This window comes from Lentzea sp. NPDC005914 (genome assembly GCF_040629405.1).
In the GTDB taxonomy this organism is placed as follows: Bacteria; Actinomycetota; Actinomycetes; order Mycobacteriales; family Pseudonocardiaceae; genus Lentzea.
In genome coordinates this window covers 67,458-85,991 of sequence record NZ_JBEXVQ010000014.1, presented here as the reverse complement: position 1 = coordinate 85,991, position 18,534 = coordinate 67,458, and the positions used below count along the sequence as shown (strand labels likewise).

Here is an 18,534-nt window from a genome sequence, read left to right as displayed (position 1 = left end):
TTCTACGCGCCCCCGCCGAGCATGGCGTCCCACATCCCCGGGAAGTCGGGGATCGTCTTGGTGGTGCTGCCGATGTCGTCGACCTCGACCCCCGGCACCACCAGCCCGATGATCGCGCCCGCGGTCGCCATCCGGTGGTCCGCGTAGGCCTTCCACACGCCACCGTGCAGCGGCGCGGGGGTGATGACCAGGCCGTCCTCGGTCTCGGTCGCGTTGCCGCCCAGCGCGTTGATTTCGTTGACCAGTGCCGCGATCCGGTCCGTCTCGTGGCCGCGGATGTGCGCGACACCGCGGATGATCGTCTGCCCCTCGGCCAGCGACGCCAGCGCGGCCACCGTCGGCGTCAGTTCGCTCTCGTCGTGCAGGTCGATGTCCAAACCGGACAGTTTCGCCGGCCCGCGCACGGTCAGGCCCCGGTCCGACACCTCGACCGCACAGCCCATGCGCTCGAGGATGCCGCGCACCGCGTCGCCGGGCTGGGTGGTCTTCGCGGGCCAGTGCGGAATCGTCACCTCGCCACCGGTCACCGCGGCCGCAGCCAGGAACACCGTCGCGTTCGACAGGTCCGGCTCCACGTGCCACGTGCGGGCCGCGATCTGACCGGGCTCGACGTGCCACACGTTCGCGTCGGTCTCCACCCGGACACCGACCGACCGCAGCGTCTCGACCGTCATGTCGATGTGCGGCAACGAAGGCACGGGCTTGCCGTCGTGCCGGATCGTCACACCCTTGTCGTAACGCGCGGCGGACAGCAGCAGCCCCGACACGAACTGCGACGAGCCGGACGCGTCGATCGTCACCTCACCACCGGGCACCGATCCGGTGCCGCGCAACGTGAACGGCAGCGAGTCGCCCTCGACCTCGGCACCCAGCGAACGCAGGGCACCCAGCACGGTCGCCATCGGCCGCGTGCGGGCGTGCGGGTCGCCGTCGAACCGGATCTCGCCCTCGGCCAGCGCGGCGGCCGGCGGGAGGAAGCGCATGACCGTGCCCGCGAGACCGCAGTCGACGTCGGCCGGGCCGCGCAGCAGACCGGGCATCACGTCCCAGCCGCTGTCCTCGCGATCGGTGAAGCCGACACCGAGAGAGGAGAGCGCGGCAGCCATCAACACGGTGTCCCGGCTGCGCAACGGCGCGTGCACGGTGGAGGGCCCGTCGGCCAGTGCCGCGAGCACCAGAACGCGGTTGGTGATCGACTTCGAGCCGGGCACCGGCACCGTCGAGTGGACTGGGCCGGGCGCGCTGGGGGCTGACCAGTGCTGAGTCATGCCGCAATGATCCCGCACCCGCACTGGGGCGGCTCGCACAGGTGTTCCCGACGTGCGACGATGACGACTTCGGAGGTGATCGGTTTTGTGTGGTAGGTACGCCTCCACCAAGGACCCGGCGCTGCTGGCGGCCGAGTTCGACGCGGTGGACGGGACCGGCGACGAGGCGCCGGGCGCGGACTACAACATCGCTCCCACCAAGCACGTGATGGCGGTGGTCGAGCGCAAACCCGCAGAAGACGCCGACGGCGAGGAGCTGGAACGCAGCATCCGCGTGATGCGCTGGGGCCTGGTCCCGCACTGGGCGAAGGACCTCTCCGGCGCGGCCAAGATGATCAACGCGCGAGCTGAGAGCGTGCTGACCAAGCCCGCCTACAAGCAGTCCGCGATCAAGCGCCGCTGCATCATCCCCGCCGCGGGTTGGTACGAATGGCAGCCGGCCGAGGGGCGCAAACAGCCGTACTTCATGACGCTCGGAGATGACACTTCTCTGGCGATGGCGGGCATCTGGTCCGTGTGGTGGAAGGACGACGTCCCGACCGTCACGTGCGCGGTGCTCACCACGGACGCCATCGGCGCGATGACCGAGGTGCACCACCGCATGCCGTTGCTGCTGCCCAAGGACCGCTGGTCGGCGTGGCTCGACCCGACGTCGCTGGACCCGTCCGAGCTGCTGACCCCGGACCCCTCGATCGTCGACGCACTCGAACTGCGCCCGGTGTCCACGGCGGTGAACAGCGTGAAGAACAACAACCCCTCGTTGATGGACCGCGTCTCGTTGGACGAAGACGAGAAGCCTGCACCCACGTTGTTCGAGCAGTCGTGACGACGCTGTTGGTGGACACGCCGCACGGCCCCGCGAGGGCCTCACTGCACTGTGCCCACGAACCGCGCGCAGCTCTTCTGCTGGGCCACGGCGCCGGTGGTGGCGTCGAGGCCCCGGATCTGGTGGCCGCGTGCCACGCCGCGAACTCCGTCGGCGTGCACGTGGCTCTGATCGAACAGCCCTACCGGGTCGCGGGCCGTCGTGCGCCCGCACCGGCCAAGCAGCTCGACACGGCCTGGTTGTCCGTGGTCGAGGACCTCGGCGAACGCTGGTTCGACGGCCTGCCCCTGGTGTTCGGGGGCCGGTCGTCGGGCGCGCGCGTGGCCTGCCGCACGTCGGTCGAGGGCCAGGCGGTCGCGGTGCTGTGCCTGGCGTTCCCGGTGCACCCGCCGGGCAAGCCGGAGAAGTCCCGCATGGCCGAGCTGGACGGCGTCGAGGTCGCCACGCTGGTCGTGCAGGGGGAGAACGACCCGTTCGGCCAGCCCGAGCTCGCCCACCACCGTGAAGTGGTGCTGCTGAAGGGCGACCACTCGCTGAAGGCGTCCGTCGCGGATGTCGGCCGATCCGTCGGCGAATGGCTCGACCGCGTGCTCAGGCCGTTGGACTAGCGCGCCATCCGGGTCCACGTGTGCCGGCGGCCCCGGACCGCCACCGAGTAGGCGTAGAGCAGTTCGGGATCGCCCATGCCCGGCAGGAAGCAGTCGCCGATGTGGTGCGCGTCCACCCCGATCTCCTTGGCCGTGAGGGCCAGTTGGGGCACCACGTTGGTGTGCGCGCCCTCTTGTGACGTACCGATCGCGCCCATGACTACGGCACCCCTCTCGTGGACGGCGGCGACGGCTTCGGCCGCGGCTTCCCGAGTGATACCGGGCAACGTGCCGGGGATCGGCAGGATCACTCCGTCCGCGCCCGCGTCGACGAGGTTCACGAGCTTCCGCGCGGTGATCGGCTCGGGGTGCCCGGCGTGGTGCATCTTTCCGACCCACAACGCGGCCTCGGTCTTGATCTGCTCGGTCGCGCGAGCCATGCCGTCGAGCGATCCGTCCGTGCTGGGGTTGGCGGTCAGCACGATCAGCGCGGCGCCGGAGTCCGCGAGCCTCGCGGCGTTGTCCCGCGTCGCCTTGCGCAGCTCCGGAACGGTGCCGGGCTCCAGGTTGACGCCGATCGGGCGGCCGATCTTCTCGGCCAGCGCGGACAGGCTCGGCAGCTCGCCGAGGCCGGGGAAGCGGAACGTGGTGCCGTCCCAGACCCGGTCGATCATGTTCAGCACGATGACGTCGGCGCCGAACGCGGCCATCAGCTCGGCGTTGTGCACGCCGGTCAGGCCGTCGAACGACAGCGCCGCGCGGTCGGCGAACACCTCGGCGACCATCGTGCGGCCCTCTGAGGCCGCGACCGCGCGAGAGAGTTCGGGCCCGCGCAGTGCCGCCAGCCCGGTGCGGTCGAGATCGAGGATGCGCATGCCTGCCTCCGCGTGTGGTCTAGACCATGTGGTGGCACTCTACGCAATGAGCTGTGATCACGCTCATGAGCGACTTCAACAGGCGCGACAGGCCGGAACCGCCCATGGACGGCGACGAGCTCGCCACCCTCACCGGCTTCCTGGAGTTCCACCGCGCCACCCTCGCGTGGAAGACCGACGGCCTCACCGCCGAGCAGCTCGACCAGACCACGGCGAAGTCACCGATGACCCTCGGTGGCCTGCTCAAGCACCTCGCGTACGTCGAGCAGCAGTGGTTCCACACCGTGCTGCTCGACCGCGAGCCGCTGGAGCCGTGGGCGAGCGTCGACTGGAAGGCCGACAACGACTGGGACTGGCACTCGGCCGCCCAGGACACCCCTGAGCAGCTCAAGGCTCTCTGGCAGGGCGAGGTCGACCGGGCGCGCGAGGCCGTCGCGGAGGCACTCGAGACCGGTGACCTCGGTCAGCTCGCCCGGCGCGCACCGTGGCCGGACGGCAAGAAGGTGAGCCTGCGCTGGATCCTGACCCACATGGTCGAGGAGTACGCACGCCACAACGGCCACGCCGATCTGCTCCGCGAGGCGATCGACGGCCAGGTCGGCGAATAGTTAAAACGTTCCAACGTTTCGGTGCAACCGAGTGCGGATCATGGGCGTCACCTCGAGGTGTAGGGGATTGCCGATCGAGACGTACTTGGGGAGAACACGTGAACACCTTTGGCAAGACCGCGGTCGCCGTGGCCGGAGCAGCTCTCGTGGCTGCGACGGGAACCGTTGCGGCCCAAGCGGAAACCCCGTGGTGCACCGGCAGCGACCTGGTGATCAGCGCCCACCGCATGAACAAGCCGTCGGCGAACGCCACGGCGCACTGGATGAGGCTGGCGCCCGCCGAGGGTGTCTCCTGCAAGATCGGCGGCAGCCTCAGCAACGTGCGCTTCTTCGACGCCTCGGGCCGGAAGATGAACATCCAGATCGCGGGCGGCCAGACCGGGAACTACGTCGAGGTGCCGGTCGAGGGGTACCGCGAGGCCGCTGTCTACGTGGGTTCGCAGATCACCGGTCCGACCGTGACCCCCGCGTTCATCCTGTTCAACCTGCCGGGCCAGGGCAGCCTGGGTGACGAGATGCTCGTGCCCTGGCCGTCCAGCATCGGCACGACCGTCCGGATCGGCGACGTGACGGAGCCGGTCGGCTAAGCGCTGATCGACGCCACCACCGCTGAAGTCAGGCGAACCAGTTCGGCAGGCGTGATCTCGACCTCGAGCCCACGCCTGCCGGCACTGCAGAACACCGTGTCGAACTCCAGAGCGGACGAGTCGATGACGACCGGCAGGCGCTTCTTCTGCCCCAGCGGCGAAATCCCGCCCGCCACGTAGCCCGTCGCGCGTTCGGCGTCGGCGACCACGGCCATCTTCGCCTTCTTGCCCTTCAGCGCGGCCGCCAGACCCTTCAGGTCCAGCTGCGACGTCACCGGGACGACTCCGACGGCGAGCCTGCCGTCCACCTCGGCGACCAGGGTCTTGAACACGCGGCCCGGCACCAGCCCGAGAGCCTCCGCGGCCTCCAGCCCGTAGGACTCGTGGCGGGGGTCGTGCTCGTACGAGTGCAAGGTGTGCGCCACCCGCTGCTTGTCCAGCAACGCTGTGGCGGGCGTCCCACGTCCGGCCATGCGGAATTACTACCAGCACGTCCGTTGTTAGTGAGGACGTGGTGACGAACATGCTCGAGCGGCCCCGCGTATTGTCGGTCCCGACCCAGAACCAGTGGGAAGGGAGCGCGGTGCCCGCCACCGGCACGACGGAGACGACGGCGGAGCGAGCCGCGCGGTTCGAGCGCGACGCGATGCCCATGCTCGACCAGCTGTACTCGGCGGCCCTGCGCATGACGCGCAACCCGGCCGATGCCGAGGACCTGGTGCAGGAGACGTTCCTCAAGGCCTACTCGGCGTTCGCGTCCTTCTCGGAGGGCACGAACCTCAAGGCGTGGCTGTACCGGATCCTGACGAACACCTACATCAACGGCTACCGCAAGAAGCAGCGCCAGCCGATTCAGCAGCCGACCGACGAGATCACGGACTGGCAGCTGGCGCAGGCGGAGAGCCACACCTCGTCCGGGCTGCGCAGCGCCGAGGTCGAGGCACTCGACAACCTGCCCGACAGCGACGTCAAGGAAGCATTGCAGCGGTTGCCGGAGGAGTTCCGGATCGCGGTCTACCTCGCCGATGTCGAAGGCTTCGCGTACAAGGAGATCGCAGACATCATGGGCACCCCGATCGGCACGGTGATGTCCCGGTTGCACCGGGGCCGTCGCCAGCTCCGCGACATGCTGGCGGACGTCGCCCGCGAGCGCGGTTTCCTCCGAGGCAACAACGGAGACGCGTCATGAACTGCGGCGAACCTCACGACACCGACTGCTCGGAGGTCCTCTCCGAGGTCTGGCTGTTCCTGGACCAGGAGTGCGACCAGTCACGCCGCGCGGCGCTGCAGACGCACCTCGACGAGTGCCATCCGTGCCTGGAGCAGTTCGGGCTGGAGGAGCACCTCAAGGCGCTGCTCGCCCGCAAGTGTGGCGGAGACTACGCACCCGCTGATCTGAAGGCGCGCATCCGAGCGACGATCGTGGAGATCCGCACCGAGGACTGAGATCCTCCCCTGAACGACAAAAAGGCCTGGTCACCGCGTCGGTGTCCAGGCCTTTTCGCAGCACTCAGGCGTTGGGGCGCTTGCCTCGGTTGGCGCCGCCCTTTTTGCGGTCGCGGCGCTTGCGAGCACGCTTCGACATGGGAGTCTCCTAGGATCAGAACTGCTTCACCTACCAGTTTCTCATGGAGGAGTTCTGTCTACGCTCACGGACCTGCTGGCCGAGCACACCAAGCTCTCCGGCGCCGCCGCAGACCACCTGCAGCTGGTCGTCGCGGAGTGGCAACTCCTCTCCGACCTCTCGTTCGCGGACTTCAACATGTGGGTGCCGCTGGACGACAACAAGTTCCTCTGCGTCGCCCAGGCCCGCCCCACGACGGCGCCCACCGCGCACCCCGAGGACGTGGTCGGCAGCGAGGTCGACAACGAGGAACATCCGCAGCTGCGCAGGGCGATCGACGAGTCGCGGATCTGCCGCGAGGAGGACCCGCGCTGGCACCTGGGCGTGCCGGTGCGACGCGAAACCATCCCGGTGCGGCTGGGCACCCAGGTCATCGCGGTGCTGAGCCGCAGCACGAACCTGGCCGTGCCGCGCGTGCCGTCGCCGTTGGAGATCTCGTACCTCGGCAGTGCCGCCGACCTGTGCCAGATGATCGCGGACGGCACGTTCCCGGCGCCCGAACCGTCGCCGGACGTGCACACCAGCCCGCGTGTCGGCGACGGCCTGATCAGGCTCGACCCGTCCGGCGCGGTGGTGTTCGCGTCGCCGAACGCGTTGTCGGCCTATCACCGCATGGGGCACGCGTCCGACCTGGTGGGTGTGCACCTGGCGCCGTTGACCCGCAGCCTCATCGGCGACCCGTTCGACGCCACCGAGGTCGCCCAGCGCATGAGGCTGGCGCTCGACGGCAAGCCGTCGATGCGCATGGAGGCCGAGTCGCGCCGCGGCGCCGCGGTGCTGTTCCGCGCGCTGCCGCTGAGGCCGCGCGGGCAGGCGGCGGGGGCGATCGTGCTGTGCCGGGACGTCACCGAGGTGCGCCGGCGTGACCGTGCGTTGATGTCGAAGGACGCCACGATCCGCGAGATCCACCATCGGGTGAAGAACAACCTGCAGACCGTCGCGGCGCTGCTGAGGCTGCAAAGCCGCAGGTTGACCAACCCGGAGGCCAAGGAGGCGCTGGCCGAGTCGGTTCGCCGTGTGACTTCCATCGCACTGGTTCACGAGACGTTGTCGATGTCCGTGGACGAGCGAGTCGATCTCGACGACGTCGTCGACAAGGTGATCCCGATGATGAGCGATGTCGCGGTCACCGAGACCCAGGTGAGCGTGCGCCGCGAGGGTGGGTTCGGCATCGTGCCGGCCGAGATCGCGACCCCGTTGGTGATGGTGCTGACCGAGCTCGTGCAGAACGCTTTCGAGCACGCTTACGCCCCTGGCCAGCGCGGAGAGGTCGTCGTGCACTCCGAGCGGTCCGCCAAATGGCTCGACGTGACGATCTCCGACGACGGTAAGGGGCTTCCGCCCGGTTTCTCCCTGGAGCGGACGGATCGTCTCGGTCTGCAGATCGTTCGGACCCTTGTCGATTCCGAATTGAGAGGCTCGTTGAGCTTGCGGCGGCGGCCCCGAGGCGGTACAGAGGCGGTCCTGCGCGTGCCCCTCAGAGGGCGGCGCTAAACTAACGCCGTGCACACGTGACGACCAGCCTCAGCGGTCTCACGTGGTCATGCGGGAGGGTGTGCAAACAAAGAAAAAGCCCGACACCTGGCACGGTGTCGGGCTTCTTCTTATGTGTAGTGTTCGCGGCTAACTGCCTGGTCAGGCGTTGCTGCGGGCCCGCGTGCGGGCGTTGCGGCGCTTGAGTGCGCGGCGCTCGTCTTCGCTCATCCCGCCCCAGACGCCGGCGTCCTGGCCGCTCTCCAGTGCCCACGCGAGGCAGTCGGAGACGACGGGGCAGCGGCGACAGACGGTCTTCGCCTCGGCGATCTGAAGCAGCGCGGGACCACTGTTCCCAACGGGGAAGAACAGCTCGGGGTCCTCGTCGCGGCAGATCGCGCGGTGGCGCCAGTCCATTGGAACTACTCCTCAGCTAGGCGCGCACAAGGGCACGCCGGTTGTCAGCGGTCGTTTTGGGGTGCTTGTGAATGCTTTCACGAACAGCTGGGATGTCAAGGGGTTAGCACTGACCCGGTGAGTGAACTCACCCAAAAGATCGACAGCGTTCACCTGGGGTTTCACGCTCTGCTGTCACTCGACTGCAGTACATCCCGGGTGGGTACCGAGACGGTCACGAACCGATCACGGACTGTCAAGTTGCTTATACGGCAACAGTCAACGCATCGGGAACTGCTCGGAACTCCACTGCAGTCGTCCTGCCGAGGAAATCACCGTCGACCTGGAGGTTGGCGGGCTCCTCGCACTTCACTCTGACATAACCCACGTCATCACGCCGAACGAGATTCCCGCTCTTCGGATTGCCCGTCGCGAGGATCTGGGCGACATAGCGCCCGACGGTGGGCACGCGGAGGGTCTTGAGCGCGCTGAGGCCGAGACCACCGTCGAACGACGTGCTCGGGTTGAGCTGGATCGCCCTGTCACCGAAGTACGTCCACGGGTCGGTGTTGGACACGAACACCATGCCGACGTCGCTGAACGGGGCCTCGTCCGGAACTTCGACGGTGAAGTGCTGCGGCTTTCGGACGTTCTGCGCGTAAGCCCCGAGCGCGACCGCCAAATAAAGAGCAGGACTCGCGTTGCGGCCCCTGGCGCGCTTCTTCTCCACACCCGCGACAACGTCGGCGTCGAGGCCCATGCCCGCGTTGAAGGTGAACCAGCGGCCGCCTTCGATGACGTCCGCGAAGACCTGGCCGAGCCCGATCCGGCGCTTGGTGCCGTTCTCGATCGACTGAAGCAGGACGTGCGTGGCCTCGACCGGATCGCGCGGGATGCCGAGCGCGCCCGCGAAGACGTTGGCCGACCCGCCGGGCACGACGCCGAGCATCGGCTTGTCGGGGCGCGGGGCGTTTCGCAGGATGCCGTTGACCACCTCGTTGACCGTGCCGTCGCCGCCGTGGGCGATGACCAGGTCGAACCCGTCTCCGGCGGCCTTGCTCGCTGCGTCCGCGGCATGCCCTCGGTAGGAGGTCTCGATGACCTCCAGCTTCACGTCGCTGGCGAGCGCGTGCGCCAGTACGTCACGGCCCGCGGGCGTCGTTGTAGTCGCCTGCGGGTTCACCACGAGAAGAGCGCGCACTACTTGAGAGTAAGACAGTGCGTGACCGTAGGCGGCGCGCATGTCCTCCCTAAGGGTGGCTCCAGCCTCACGAAAGTGGCCCAAATCTCCCTTCCGTCAGCACTGCGTGCGCCTCGCAGTCGAGTGCACCCCGGACGACCGCCGGCTCGCTGAAGGCCCCTTGATCTTCCCGCGCCGGGCGTGCTCGCAGAGCCCTCCAACCGGGTGGCCTACGATCCGTGACCAGTACAGAACGTGAGGAAAGGTGTCCCGTGACCACTCAGGCCCCGGCGCCGCCGCGCTCGGTTCGCGTCGCCGCCGCGCTCACCTTCCTGCAGGGCCTGGGCGGCATCGCGCTGGCAGTGGCGCTCGTCGTCCGTGTGATTCAGGGCGCTCCTTCCGGCGGTCCGATCCTCGGCGCGGCCGGTGTGCTCGTGCTCTGGTTCGGCGGCGTGATCTTCGCGTCCGTCATGTTGTTCCGCGGCCACCACGGCGCGCGCACGCCCGTGATCGTCACGCAGCTGCTGCTCCTGGGCTGTGCCTGGTACGCGTACGGGCCGTCGGAACAGCAGTTGCTGGGTTCGCTGGGCGGCATCTACTGCGTCGTCGTGCTCGTGCTGCTGTTCACCAACGACGGCCGCCGGTGGGCGATGGGCCTGTCGGATGTGAACGAAGGTGACAAAGCCGACTAACGGAGGGTGGTCACCGTCACACGTCCGAGTGAAGCTGTGCGTGGTTGCTTAACCACTCCCTGCACTCACGAGGTGACCAACCATGCGTGTTCTGACCGCGATCGCGGGCGCCCTCCTGGCGGCGCTCTCCCTCGCCCCCGTCGCAACGGCTGCTCCGGAGGACCCTGAGATGTCGCCGATGATCATCGGTGGCAGCTATGCGTCGAACTTCCCCTACGCGGCGCGTTTGTTCGTGAACGGCCGCGAGAACTGTTCCGCCACGAAGATCGCACCTCAGTGGATCCTGACCGCTGAGCACTGCGTGGCCTCGTCCGGCACGTACACGTTCCGTGCGGGCAGCTTGGACCAGACGTCCGGCGGCCAGCTGGTCACCGGTACGCAGATCATCAAGCACCCGTCGGTCGACCTGGCGCTCGTGAAGGTCGGCACGTCGATGACCGCGCCGTTCTCGCCTCTGGGCACGACGTCGGACGTGGCGGTCAACCAGACCGTCAAGCTCTACGGCTGGGGCGCCACCTGCACCAACCAGCCGGAGATCAACTGCCAGTCCCGGTACCTGAAGGTCGCGAACACCCGCGTCACGTCCGTCAACGGCCAGGACTACCGCGGCGGCCGCGCCGTCTCGGTGACCCGTGTCGACGGCATCGCGGCGGGCGGTGACTCCGGCGGCCCGATGTTCAGCTCGAACGGCAAGCAGGTCGGCGTCGCCTCCACCTCGGACCGCTCGACGCGGTCCAACTACACCCACGTCGGCGCTTACCGAACCTGGATCCGCCAGTACGCGGGCGTCTGACAACCCTGCTTGACCTGCGGTAACCCTGCGATGGCCCTCGGCTCCGGCCGGGGGCCATCACCCTGCGTGTTCACTAATGGTGGATGGACACGAACGGAGTAGCCAGTTACCGTGCTGCCAGCGTTCGCGCCGCTCGGGAGCAGCAGGGTGAGGTGCGCAGTGCAGGACGGCCCGAAGCGGGTGACCACAAACGGCGATTCCGAACGCCCAAATGTGGCCCGCCTGTTCGACTACTACCTCGGTGGCGCCCACAACTTCGCGGTCGACCGCGCCCTCGCCGAGGAGAGCATCAAGCGCTTTCCGGTAGCCGAGATGGCCCGCACGATCCGCTCCTTCTCCCGCCGAGTGGTGCGCATGTGCGTCGAGGAGATGGGCATCCGCCAGTTCCTCGACCTCGGCAGCGGCATCCCGACCGCCGGCAACGTGCACGAGGTCGCCCAGTCCATCGACCCGTCGTGCAACGTCGTTTACGTCGACCACGACGCGGTGGCCGTGGCCCACGCCCGCACCATGCTGCGCGACAACTTGAGCGCCGCCATCGTGCAAGCCGACGTGTGCGACGTCGGCGCCGTGCTGCGCCACCCGGAAACGCGCCGCCTGATCGACTTCACCAAGCCGACCGCCGTGCTGATGGTCGGCATCCTCCCGTACATCCTGGACGAGCCCGCCGGAGTCGTCGCGCGCTACCGAGCCGCGTTGTGCGAGGGCAGCGTGCTGGCGTTGACGCACCTGACCAAGGACGTCGAGCCGGACATGGTGAGCCGGCTCGTCGACATGGTGGACGGGATGGAGTCCGAGCTCGTGCCGCGGTCCAAACAGGACGTGGAGGAGTTCGTGGGCGGGCTGAAGCTGCTGGAGCCCGGGCTGGTGCTCGCCGCCCACTGGAGGGCGGACGGCGAGCTGCCCGGTACGTCGGCCGCCGCTGATGCCTCTACCTATGGCGCGGTCGGCGTCATCCGAGGCTGACGAGCAGGTAGCGCTCGTCGCAGATCCTGGCGGCCGAGGCGGTTGATCGACTTCGCGCTCGGCGTTCAGACCCCGCCCTCCACGGGGGACTAACCGCCACTCGGTCAAGTCCAAATTTAGCGGCGAGATCGCGCTGTCAAGACGTCGTTGGCCGATCTGTGGACAACTCGCCGCAACAGGTGCGTCGCAGCCGAGTTGTCCACAGATCGCCGAGTGGTGGCTTGACAGGGGATTTTCGCAGCTGGAGTCCTTATTGGCCGGTCTGCCCACGAGGAAGGCGGGGCCTCTGATCGCACGTCGTTTCCGACGGTCGCGGCAAGGTCCTCCCGCGAAAGGCATCTCCGGCCATCGGGCCTAGCTGGCTTTCGCCCTCAATGCCTGCCCCGACGTCGTCGTGCTGTTCGTGACGCTCGTGCCGCTGCTCTTGCGCCACTGCAGGTCGTTCGCCCCGGTGCTGCGCTCGACCTTCACACCGTTCAGCGAGATCCCGGAAACGTCGTCGGTGGTGATCGCCGGACGACCGTCGTTCTTGTCGAACTCGAGGGTGCTGTCGACGAACTTCACGTCTGTCGCGTGCCGGATCCAGAACCCGAACGTGGGCCGCACGCCGAAGATCCGCGGCGGGTACTCACCGGACACCTCCGGCGGGTTCTTCGAGGAGTCGCCCTCGCCGTGGCCGCCGGGCACCGTCAGCTTCACGTTGTCGAACGTCACGCCGGTGATCTTCGAGTCGGTGCGGCCGGAGATGGTCGACGCGTACTCGGGGTCGCCGGGGATGTCGCGCGGTGCGGTCAGGTTCGTGCCGGTGATGTTGCGGTAGGTGATGTTGCGGATCTTGCCGGTGGGCGGGCCGCCGGGGCAGCGGCCGCGCTTGCCGATGTGGATGAAGATCGGCGAGGCGGTCTTGGTGAGCTGGATGTTGTCGTACAGCACGTCCTCGATCGTCGCGCCGTCCATGGACACCATGCCGAGGCCCGCCTTCGAGGCACCGGTGACCTTGAGGTTGCGGAACTGGATGTTCTTGAAGCTGCCGCAGGTCTCCGAGCCGAACTGGATGGCGTTGTTCTCCGTCGACTGGATGGTCGAGTCGCGGACGACGTTGTTCTCCGAGAGGAACGTCTTGCCCGTGGCGTAGTCGGACTTGAACGCCACCGCGTCGTCGCTGGCGATGACGGTCGAGTTCGACAGCTCGACGTTGGCGCTGTTGATGAAGTTGATGCCGTCGCGGTCGTCGGGGGAGTCGACGGTGATGCGGTCGAGCTTCATCCCGTTGCAGCCGTTGGTGATGATGGCGAAGTGGCCGGCCTCGCGGAACGTCACGTCGGTGATGTTGACGTTCTTGCAGAACTTGAGCGACAGCATCTTGTCGCCCTTGCCCGCCGGGATGTTCTCGCCGGTCTCGAGCTTGTTGGCGCCGTCGATCACGCCCTTGCCGGTGAAGCTGACGTTCTCGACGTTCTCGCCCCACAGCAGCGCGTTGCGGAAGTGGCTGTGGCCGAAGTCCTGGTACTTGGAGTTCGAGTTGGACTCCGGCGCGTCGATGCCGCTGCCGGACGCCACGATGCGCGCGCCCTGCTGGATGTTGATGGTGACGTTGCTCTTGAGGTGGATCGAGCGCGACAGGTACGTGCCGGGCGGGATTTCGACGACCCCGCCGACAGCCGACGACGCGGCCGCGATGGCCTTGTCGATGGCGGTCGAGTCGATCGCCTTGCCGTCGCCCTTCGCGCCGTAGTCCTTGACGTTGAAGCTGGCCGCGTTCGCCACGCCCACCGGTGCCACGACCACCGCTAGCGCGAGGAACGCGCCGGTCAGTCGACGCCTCATCGTTGAGAGGTCCTTCCTCGTCGTGCGTCGAGGGCGGCGGCAACTCGGCGTCTGAAACGTTCTGAAAACGATTTCATTTCTGACCATAGTGAAGGCCGGGCCTGAAGTACAGGGGTGACTTCTGGCCCGGCCTTGTACTAGCTCAGGGGGTTCAGCCCCGGTATGCGCCCTGCTGGCCCGCCATGGCGGCCGAGCCCTGGTACTGCGCGCTGCCGAAGCCCAGCATCGGGTAGCCGATGAAGCCGAGGATGAACAGCATGAAGAACCCGAAAGCCCCGCCCTTGCCGAACGCCTTCGCGAAGTCGATCGACACGATGATCGCCATGATGAAGTTGACGAACGGGATCAGCATCAGGATCAGCCACCAGCCCGGACGGCCGGCGACCTTCAGCCAGACGTAGATGTTGTAGAACGGGATGATGGCGGCCCAACCGGGCTGGCCGGCCTTCGAGAACGCCGCCCACATGCCGGCGATCACCAGCACGGCGAAGATGATGCTGGGAATGAAGGAACCGGCGCTGAGGCCGGTGTCCATGGTGGTGGTGTCAGTGGGCATGGTCGTTCAAGTCCTTCCAGACTCTCTGGTTTTGCCGGGGGATCGGCGAGCGGGGACGCTGCCAGGACCGGGGACCTGTCCTGTGTGGAATACCCGTTTCGTGAGCCTTTCGAGACCTTCCGTCAACCTTCAGAGTGCAGATCCGAGCTTTTGGAGCGCTTCTTCGGCCACTCGCATCACTGTCCACTCGTCCATTGGGATGGCACCCAACGACTTGTAGAAACCGATGCTCGGCTCGTTCCAGTTGAGGACCCACCACTGCAGCCGCGTGTAGCCCTGGGCGACGCACTCCTGGGCGAGTGTCTCCAGGAGCATCTTGCCCAGGCCGTTGCCGCGCTGGTCCGGCGTGACGTAGAGGTCTTCGAGGTAGATGCCGTGCACGCCGTCCCACGTCGAGAAGTTGAGGAACCACAAAGCGATCCCGACGACCTGACCGTCCACTTCGGCCACGTGGCCGAACAGCGCGGGGGTCGGGTTGAACAGTGCCGTGTGCAGTTGTTGCGCGGTGAGGTGGCATTGCTCGGGCGCTCGTTCGTACAGCGCCAGCTCGTGCACCAGTCGCACGACCGCGTCGACGTCGCGCGGTTCCACTCGCCGGATCATCACACCTCCCACGCGGGCACGTTCAGCCTGCGCACCTGCGGGTCGCCCCGCTCGTCGCCCAGCTGGCAGATGCCGGCCGGGTCCAGTCCGAAGTGGACGCCCTGGTCGGGCGCGAGGCCCAGCCACGCCGCGATCAGCACGCGGCTGAAGTGCCCGTGGCCCACCAGCACCACGTCGCCGCCGGGCAGGATCTTGCGCACCTCGCCGAGCACCTTGCGGGCCCTGTCCTGCACCTCGGCGTGCGTCTCGCCGTTCGGCATCGGGTGCGTCCACACCGTCCACCCCGGCACGCGCTCGCGGATCTGCGGCGTGGTGATGCCCTCGTAGTCGCCGTAGTCCCACTCGGCGAGGTCCTCGGTGGTCCCGCTGATCTCCAGCCCGGCGAGCTTCGCCGTTCTGGTGGCGCGTTGCCGCGGGCTCGTCAGCACGAGCGCGGGCGCCTGGTCCGTGCCCCTCAGCCGTGCGAGCGTGGCGCCCGCGCGGCGTGCCTGCTGCTCGCCCTCGGGCGTCAGCTCGATGTCAGTGCGTCCCGTGTGCCTGCCGCTCTCGGACCACTCGGTCTGGCCGTGGCGCAGCAGGTAGAGGTGGGTGCTCACCTGTTCGATCCTAGGGAGTGACGGGGAGCACGTTTGGGGGACTCCACCTTGGAGGTACCCCGCTCGCCATGACCGCCGAGCACCCCGACAACGGCGCCCCTGACGAGGTGGACGCCCAGGAGATCCGCGAGGCCTTCGGGGTCCGCGTCGCTCGCATTCGGGCCGAGCTGACCTCGACGTGGAACAAACTGCGTCAGAACGAGCGCGACACCGACACCAGGGAGCAGTGATATTTCGCTGTTTCTCGAAGAATTGAGTGAGTGAGGGAAATCCCCCGTCATTGGGCTGAACGGCGTAATACCGACGTCTGGTCATCGTATTGTTTGGCAAGTCAACCGCAGAATGACGTGCCGTGTGCTGTGCGGCGTCGCTAGAACTGAGTGGTATTCCTTTTTGAGGGGACCCACTTATGCGCCGAATAGTCGCACTTTTGATACCTGCTGTGCTGGCCGCGGTCGTACCCGCGCTGCCGGCCGCAGCCGCACCGGAACCACCGTCGACGCCGGGGTGGGCGGTCGCCGGTGACGTGATCCGGTGGACCGCTCCCACGCCGATGCCGTTGTCGGACGCGGGCGTCGAGTTCTGGGAGGGAGACCGGCTTCTCGGCACGGCCCAGGAGTCGTCCAACCTTCGTACGTTCTCGCTCAAGGCCAACCTGCGGAACCCCGGTGCACTGCAAGTGCGGTCGGCGGGCAAGCGGCTGGACGTGGCGCCTGCCACGCCGCCGGCCGGGCTGGCCGCGCCGGAGCTGCCCGCGCTGCTGCCGGAGGCGGGGGCGGACCCCGGCAAGCCCGGGAAGTACGCCACGACCAAGGGCGAGTACTCGCTCGACCCGATCAAGCTGCCCGCGTACGCGGCGCCGATCGAGATGGACGCCGTCGTCGTCGCGCCCAAGGGTGCGCCGGGCAAGCGGCCGCTGGTGCTGTTCCTGCACGGACGGCACTACACCTGCTACAGCAAGACGAACCCGAACCAGATCACCGGAAACTGGCCGTGTCCCGCCGGGCTGACCCCAGTGCCGAGCCACCGCGGCTACCTCAAGACGCAGGAACTGCTGGCGTCGCAGGGTTACGTGACGGTGTCCATCTCGGCCAACGGCATCAACGCGCAGGACGCGCTGACCGTCGACGCGGGCGCGCAGGGGCGTTCGTCGTTGGTGCGCAACCACTTGGCGAAGTGGGCGGACTGGTCTGCCGGACGTGGCAACGCTCCCGCCGTGGTGAAGTCGGCGCCGGCGGACATGTCGAAGGTGCTGCTGGTCGGCCACTCCCGCGGTGGTGAGGGCGTCAACCGCGCCGCGACCGACAGCCTCACCCCGCCGCCCGGCGACACCGGCTTCACCGGCCCGGTGCGCTGGAACATCCGCGGCGACGTGCTGATCGGCCCGACGATCTTCGGCCACAACCCGCAGCCCGACGTGCCGTCCGTGACGTTCCTGCCCGGCTGCGACGGCGACGTCTCCGACCTGCAGGGACAGATGTTCGTCGACCAGACCCGCGGCGTTTCGCGTGGCGCGGCGTTGCACAGCGCGCTGTACGTGGTCGGCGCGAACCACAACTTCTTCAACAGCGAGTGGACTCCGGGTCAGGCCGAGGCACCGGCCTCCGACGACTTCTGGCCGGGCCAGACGCCGGACCCGATCTGCGCTCCTGGTACTCCCACGCGTCTGACCGCCGACCAGCAGCAGGCCGCGGGCTCCACGTACATCGCGGCGTCGGCTCACCTGTTCCTCGCCCGTGACGAGTCGGTGCTGCCGCTGCTCGACGGCACCGGCGTCCGCGCTCCGTCGGCTGACCCGGCCCGCGTCCTCTCGCACGCCGTCGGTGGCGACCGCAAGCCGTTCGTCGTGCCGGACACCACGACGCAGGCTTCCGGCAGCGCGAGGGTGTGCGCTCAGGTGACCGCTGATCCGACTGCTTCCTGCGGTACTCGCTCGCCGCACCTCGTCCGCTTCCGCTTCGCCACGTCCCAGCCGGAACGCCAGTCCGTCGCTCTCAAGTGGACGGCCGCGGCTCAGGCGGGCGTGATCACTCCGGCCAAGCCCGTGTCGTTGCACGGTTCTCGCGAGCTCGCTTTGCGCTTGGCCGTCCCGCCGAACGCCCCGGCCACTCGGTTCGGCGTCTCGGTGATCGACCAAAGTGGACAGAAGCGCTCGCTGGGCGCGGTCTCGGTGACCGGCCTGCCGGGAAGCGACCGCCTGAGTGCGTTGTGGGCACAGGAAGTCCGCGTCCCGCTGCCCTACGGTCTGGGCCAGGTCTCCTCACTGGAACTGACGCCCGAGTCCGCGTCGGGCGAGGCACTGCTCATCGACGCCCACGGCTGGAACAAGGGCCTCGTCCCCGTCGTGCCGGCGCGTCTCGGCCGAGTCGACGCCACCGTGACGTCGGTCAAGGAGGGCGACTCCGGCACCGTGACCCAGAACGTCGCCATCACCGCCACCGGCAACGGCACCCGCACCGTCCGCGTCTTCAGCTTCGAAGGGGCGACCAGCACGCCGGTCAACAAGCTCGTGACGCTGAAGCCGGGCGAGCACCGCGTGGACGTGCCGGTCACCTACACCGCCAACACTCGCTGGAGCGCCGACACCCGGTATCCCATCGGTGTGGTGGCGATCGACAACGCCGTGGTCGGTGCCGCGTTCGGCGGACTGCTGGTGCTCAACGACGACCCGGCGCCGACGCTGACCGCGGTCCCGGTCGCCGACAGCGTCGTCGAGGGCGGCACGTTGCGCTGGAAGCTGACCCTGTCGGAGGCCGTCGACTCGGACTTCGTGCTCGTCGGCCTGCCGGTGGCGCCCGCCGGTGCCGCTGAACTGTCCACAACGGACGTCAACGCCCAGTGGTTCCTGAACAACTCCGGTGAAGAGCCGCTGCCGTCTCGGGCGCTGTCCTCGACCGGGCTGCAGCTGTGGGTGTTCATCGCGGCGGGCCAGACGACGGTCGAGGTCGGCGTGCCGACCGTGGCCGACACCGAGGCCGAGGGTGAGGAGCAGGTCCGGCTGAAGTTCGAGGGGCTCCAGCCCACGGGCTTCGGTTTCGAGGTGACCGGCAAGGTGGCGAACGCCGCGTAGTTCCCAC

The 18,534-nt window shown here is 68.0% G+C and carries 21 protein-coding genes; 12 read left to right on the top strand and 9 right to left on the bottom strand.

The annotated features are described in order from the left end of the window. Nucleotides 1-2: 2 nt before the first annotated feature. The gene (gene aroA, locus ABZ345_RS20980) at nucleotides 3-1,268 is read right to left on the bottom strand and encodes a 3-phosphoshikimate 1-carboxyvinyltransferase (protein ID WP_359851026.1); all 1,266 of its coding nucleotides are present in this window, start codon (nucleotides 1,266-1,268) and stop codon (nucleotides 3-5) included. Nucleotides 1,269-1,353: 85 nt separating this feature from the next. On the opposite strand from aroA, the gene ABZ345_RS20975 reads away from it, so the two are divergent. Beyond that, nucleotides 1,354-2,094 (top strand): SOS response-associated peptidase, encoded by a 741-nt coding sequence (locus tag ABZ345_RS20975; protein ID WP_359851024.1) that lies wholly within the window; start codon nucleotides 1,354-1,356, stop codon nucleotides 2,092-2,094. Beyond that, a complete protein-coding gene (locus ABZ345_RS20970) occupies nucleotides 2,091-2,702 on the top strand; it encodes an alpha/beta family hydrolase (protein ID WP_359851021.1) in 612 nt (203 codons plus the stop codon). The genes ABZ345_RS20975 and ABZ345_RS20970 overlap by 4 nt, the downstream gene beginning before the upstream one ends. On the opposite strand, the gene ABZ345_RS20965 is transcribed toward ABZ345_RS20970, so the two are convergent. Then, the gene (locus ABZ345_RS20965) at nucleotides 2,699-3,556 is read right to left on the bottom strand and encodes a hypothetical protein (protein WP_359851018.1); all 858 of its coding nucleotides are present in this window, start codon (nucleotides 3,554-3,556) and stop codon (nucleotides 2,699-2,701) included. The two genes, ABZ345_RS20970 and ABZ345_RS20965, sit on opposite strands and share 4 nt — an antisense overlap. A 65-nt stretch (nucleotides 3,557-3,621) precedes the next feature. Here ABZ345_RS20965 and ABZ345_RS20960 point away from each other — a divergent pair, with 65 nt between their 5' ends. Together ABZ345_RS20960 and ABZ345_RS20955 are read left to right on the top strand one after the other, a co-directional pair. Continuing rightward, nucleotides 3,622-4,164, top strand: coding sequence for a DinB family protein (locus tag ABZ345_RS20960; RefSeq protein ID WP_359851016.1), 543 nt, complete (start codon nucleotides 3,622-3,624; stop codon nucleotides 4,162-4,164). A 98-nt stretch (nucleotides 4,165-4,262) separates the two neighbouring features. Beyond that, nucleotides 4,263-4,751 (top strand): hypothetical protein, encoded by a 489-nt coding sequence (locus ABZ345_RS20955; RefSeq protein WP_359851013.1) that lies wholly within the window; start codon nucleotides 4,263-4,265, stop codon nucleotides 4,749-4,751. Here ABZ345_RS20955 and ybaK read toward each other — a convergent pair. Continuing rightward, nucleotides 4,748-5,224: a Cys-tRNA(Pro) deacylase gene (gene ybaK, locus ABZ345_RS20950; protein ID WP_359851011.1), complete on the bottom strand. Its 477-nt coding sequence runs from the start codon at nucleotides 5,222-5,224 to the stop codon at nucleotides 4,748-4,750. The two genes, ABZ345_RS20955 and ybaK, sit on opposite strands and share 4 nt — an antisense overlap. A 50-nt stretch (nucleotides 5,225-5,274) precedes the next feature. On the opposite strand from ybaK, the gene ABZ345_RS20945 reads away from it, so the two are divergent. The 3 genes from ABZ345_RS20945 (at nucleotide 5,275) to ABZ345_RS20935 (ending at nucleotide 7,869) form a co-directional block, all read left to right on the top strand. Further along, nucleotides 5,275-5,940, top strand: coding sequence for a sigma-70 family RNA polymerase sigma factor (locus tag ABZ345_RS20945; RefSeq protein ID WP_359851008.1), 666 nt, complete (start codon nucleotides 5,275-5,277; stop codon nucleotides 5,938-5,940). Beyond that, the gene (gene rsrA, locus ABZ345_RS20940; protein ID WP_359851005.1) at nucleotides 5,937-6,197 is read left to right on the top strand and encodes a mycothiol system anti-sigma-R factor; all 261 of its coding nucleotides are present in this window, start codon (nucleotides 5,937-5,939) and stop codon (nucleotides 6,195-6,197) included. The genes ABZ345_RS20945 and rsrA overlap by 4 nt, the downstream gene beginning before the upstream one ends. Nucleotides 6,198-6,390: 193 nt before the next feature. Continuing rightward, on the top strand, nucleotides 6,391-7,869 hold the full coding sequence (locus tag ABZ345_RS20935; protein ID WP_359851406.1) for a PAS domain-containing sensor histidine kinase: 1,479 nt from the start codon (nucleotides 6,391-6,393) through the stop codon (nucleotides 7,867-7,869). Nucleotides 7,870-8,010: 141 nt separating this feature from the next. Here ABZ345_RS20935 and ABZ345_RS20930 read toward each other — a convergent pair whose 3' ends face one another. Together ABZ345_RS20930 and ABZ345_RS20925 are read right to left on the bottom strand one after the other, a co-directional pair. Continuing rightward, entirely contained in the window at nucleotides 8,011-8,265 is a 255-nt protein-coding gene (locus ABZ345_RS20930; protein WP_015104912.1) for a WhiB family transcriptional regulator, read from the bottom strand. 244 nt (nucleotides 8,266-8,509) lie between these two features. Then, nucleotides 8,510-9,445 (bottom strand): diacylglycerol kinase family protein, encoded by a 936-nt coding sequence (locus ABZ345_RS20925; protein ID WP_359851001.1) that lies wholly within the window; start codon nucleotides 9,443-9,445, stop codon nucleotides 8,510-8,512. Between the two features lie 251 nt (nucleotides 9,446-9,696). Here ABZ345_RS20925 and ABZ345_RS20920 point away from each other — a divergent pair, with 251 nt between their 5' ends. The 3 genes from ABZ345_RS20920 (at nucleotide 9,697) to ABZ345_RS20910 (ending at nucleotide 11,875) form a co-directional block, all read left to right on the top strand. Continuing rightward, on the top strand, nucleotides 9,697-10,116 hold the full coding sequence (locus ABZ345_RS20920) for a hypothetical protein (RefSeq protein ID WP_359850998.1): 420 nt from the start codon (nucleotides 9,697-9,699) through the stop codon (nucleotides 10,114-10,116). 82 nt (nucleotides 10,117-10,198) lie between these two features. After that, the gene (locus ABZ345_RS20915; RefSeq protein WP_359850995.1) at nucleotides 10,199-10,909 is read left to right on the top strand and encodes a trypsin-like serine protease; all 711 of its coding nucleotides are present in this window, start codon (nucleotides 10,199-10,201) and stop codon (nucleotides 10,907-10,909) included. 147 nt (nucleotides 10,910-11,056) lie between these two features. Next, nucleotides 11,057-11,875, top strand: a complete 819-nt coding sequence (locus ABZ345_RS20910) for an SAM-dependent methyltransferase (protein WP_359850992.1) — start codon at nucleotides 11,057-11,059, stop codon at nucleotides 11,873-11,875. A 354-nt stretch (nucleotides 11,876-12,229) separates the two neighbouring features. Here the strand turns inward: ABZ345_RS20910 and ABZ345_RS20905 are convergent, their stop codons facing one another. The 4 genes from ABZ345_RS20905 to ABZ345_RS20890 all read right to left on the bottom strand — a co-directional run bounded on the left by ABZ345_RS20905 (nucleotide 12,230) and on the right by ABZ345_RS20890 (nucleotide 15,457). Next, complete coding sequence (locus ABZ345_RS20905; protein ID WP_359850989.1) at nucleotides 12,230-13,702, bottom strand: glycosyl hydrolase family 28 protein; 1,473 nt, start codon at nucleotides 13,700-13,702, stop codon at nucleotides 12,230-12,232. A 151-nt stretch (nucleotides 13,703-13,853) separates the two neighbouring features. Beyond that, complete coding sequence (locus ABZ345_RS20900) at nucleotides 13,854-14,258, bottom strand: DUF5684 domain-containing protein (protein ID WP_359850986.1); 405 nt, start codon at nucleotides 14,256-14,258, stop codon at nucleotides 13,854-13,856. Between the two features lie 129 nt (nucleotides 14,259-14,387). Further along, the gene (locus tag ABZ345_RS20895) at nucleotides 14,388-14,861 is read right to left on the bottom strand and encodes a GNAT family N-acetyltransferase (protein ID WP_359850983.1); all 474 of its coding nucleotides are present in this window, start codon (nucleotides 14,859-14,861) and stop codon (nucleotides 14,388-14,390) included. After that, the gene (locus ABZ345_RS20890) at nucleotides 14,861-15,457 is read right to left on the bottom strand and encodes a histidine phosphatase family protein (protein ID WP_359850980.1); all 597 of its coding nucleotides are present in this window, start codon (nucleotides 15,455-15,457) and stop codon (nucleotides 14,861-14,863) included. The genes ABZ345_RS20895 and ABZ345_RS20890 overlap by 1 nt, the downstream gene beginning before the upstream one ends. Before the next feature lie 68 nt (nucleotides 15,458-15,525). Here ABZ345_RS20890 and ABZ345_RS20885 point away from each other — a divergent pair, with 68 nt between their 5' ends. Continuing rightward, nucleotides 15,526-15,687, top strand: coding sequence for a hypothetical protein (locus tag ABZ345_RS20885; RefSeq protein ID WP_359850977.1), 162 nt, complete (start codon nucleotides 15,526-15,528; stop codon nucleotides 15,685-15,687). A gap of 212 nt (nucleotides 15,688-15,899) precedes the next feature. Next, a complete protein-coding gene (locus ABZ345_RS20880; RefSeq protein WP_359850975.1) occupies nucleotides 15,900-18,527 on the top strand; it encodes a hypothetical protein in 2,628 nt (875 codons plus the stop codon). The last annotated feature ends 7 nt before the right edge of the window (nucleotides 18,528-18,534 follow it).

What these genes read in the sequence shown, in the direction of transcription:
- aroA (WP_359851026.1), bottom strand. Translation starts at nt 1,268, where the DNA reads ATGACTCAGCACTGGTCAGCCCCCAGCGCGCCCGGCCCAGTCCACTCG.
- ABZ345_RS20965 (WP_359851018.1), bottom strand. Translation starts at nt 3,556, where the DNA reads ATGCGCATCCTCGATCTCGACCGCACCGGGCTGGCGGCACTGCGCGGG.
- ABZ345_RS20960 (WP_359851016.1), top strand. Translation starts at nt 3,622, where the DNA reads ATGAGCGACTTCAACAGGCGCGACAGGCCGGAACCGCCCATGGACGGC.
- ybaK (WP_359851011.1), bottom strand. Translation starts at nt 5,224, where the DNA reads ATGGCCGGACGTGGGACGCCCGCCACAGCGTTGCTGGACAAGCAGCGG.
- ABZ345_RS20945 (WP_359851008.1), top strand. Translation starts at nt 5,275, where the DNA reads ATGCTCGAGCGGCCCCGCGTATTGTCGGTCCCGACCCAGAACCAGTGG.
- rsrA (WP_359851005.1), top strand. Translation starts at nt 5,937, where the DNA reads ATGAACTGCGGCGAACCTCACGACACCGACTGCTCGGAGGTCCTCTCC.
- ABZ345_RS20930 (WP_015104912.1), bottom strand. Translation starts at nt 8,265, where the DNA reads ATGGACTGGCGCCACCGCGCGATCTGCCGCGACGAGGACCCCGAGCTG.
- ABZ345_RS20915 (WP_359850995.1), top strand. Translation starts at nt 10,199, where the DNA reads ATGCGTGTTCTGACCGCGATCGCGGGCGCCCTCCTGGCGGCGCTCTCC.
- ABZ345_RS20905 (WP_359850989.1), bottom strand. Translation starts at nt 13,702, where the DNA reads ATGAGGCGTCGACTGACCGGCGCGTTCCTCGCGCTAGCGGTGGTCGTG.
- ABZ345_RS20900 (WP_359850986.1), bottom strand. Translation starts at nt 14,258, where the DNA reads ATGCCCACTGACACCACCACCATGGACACCGGCCTCAGCGCCGGTTCC.
- ABZ345_RS20895 (WP_359850983.1), bottom strand. Translation starts at nt 14,861, where the DNA reads ATGATCCGGCGAGTGGAACCGCGCGACGTCGACGCGGTCGTGCGACTG.
- ABZ345_RS20885 (WP_359850977.1), top strand. Translation starts at nt 15,526, where the DNA reads ATGACCGCCGAGCACCCCGACAACGGCGCCCCTGACGAGGTGGACGCC.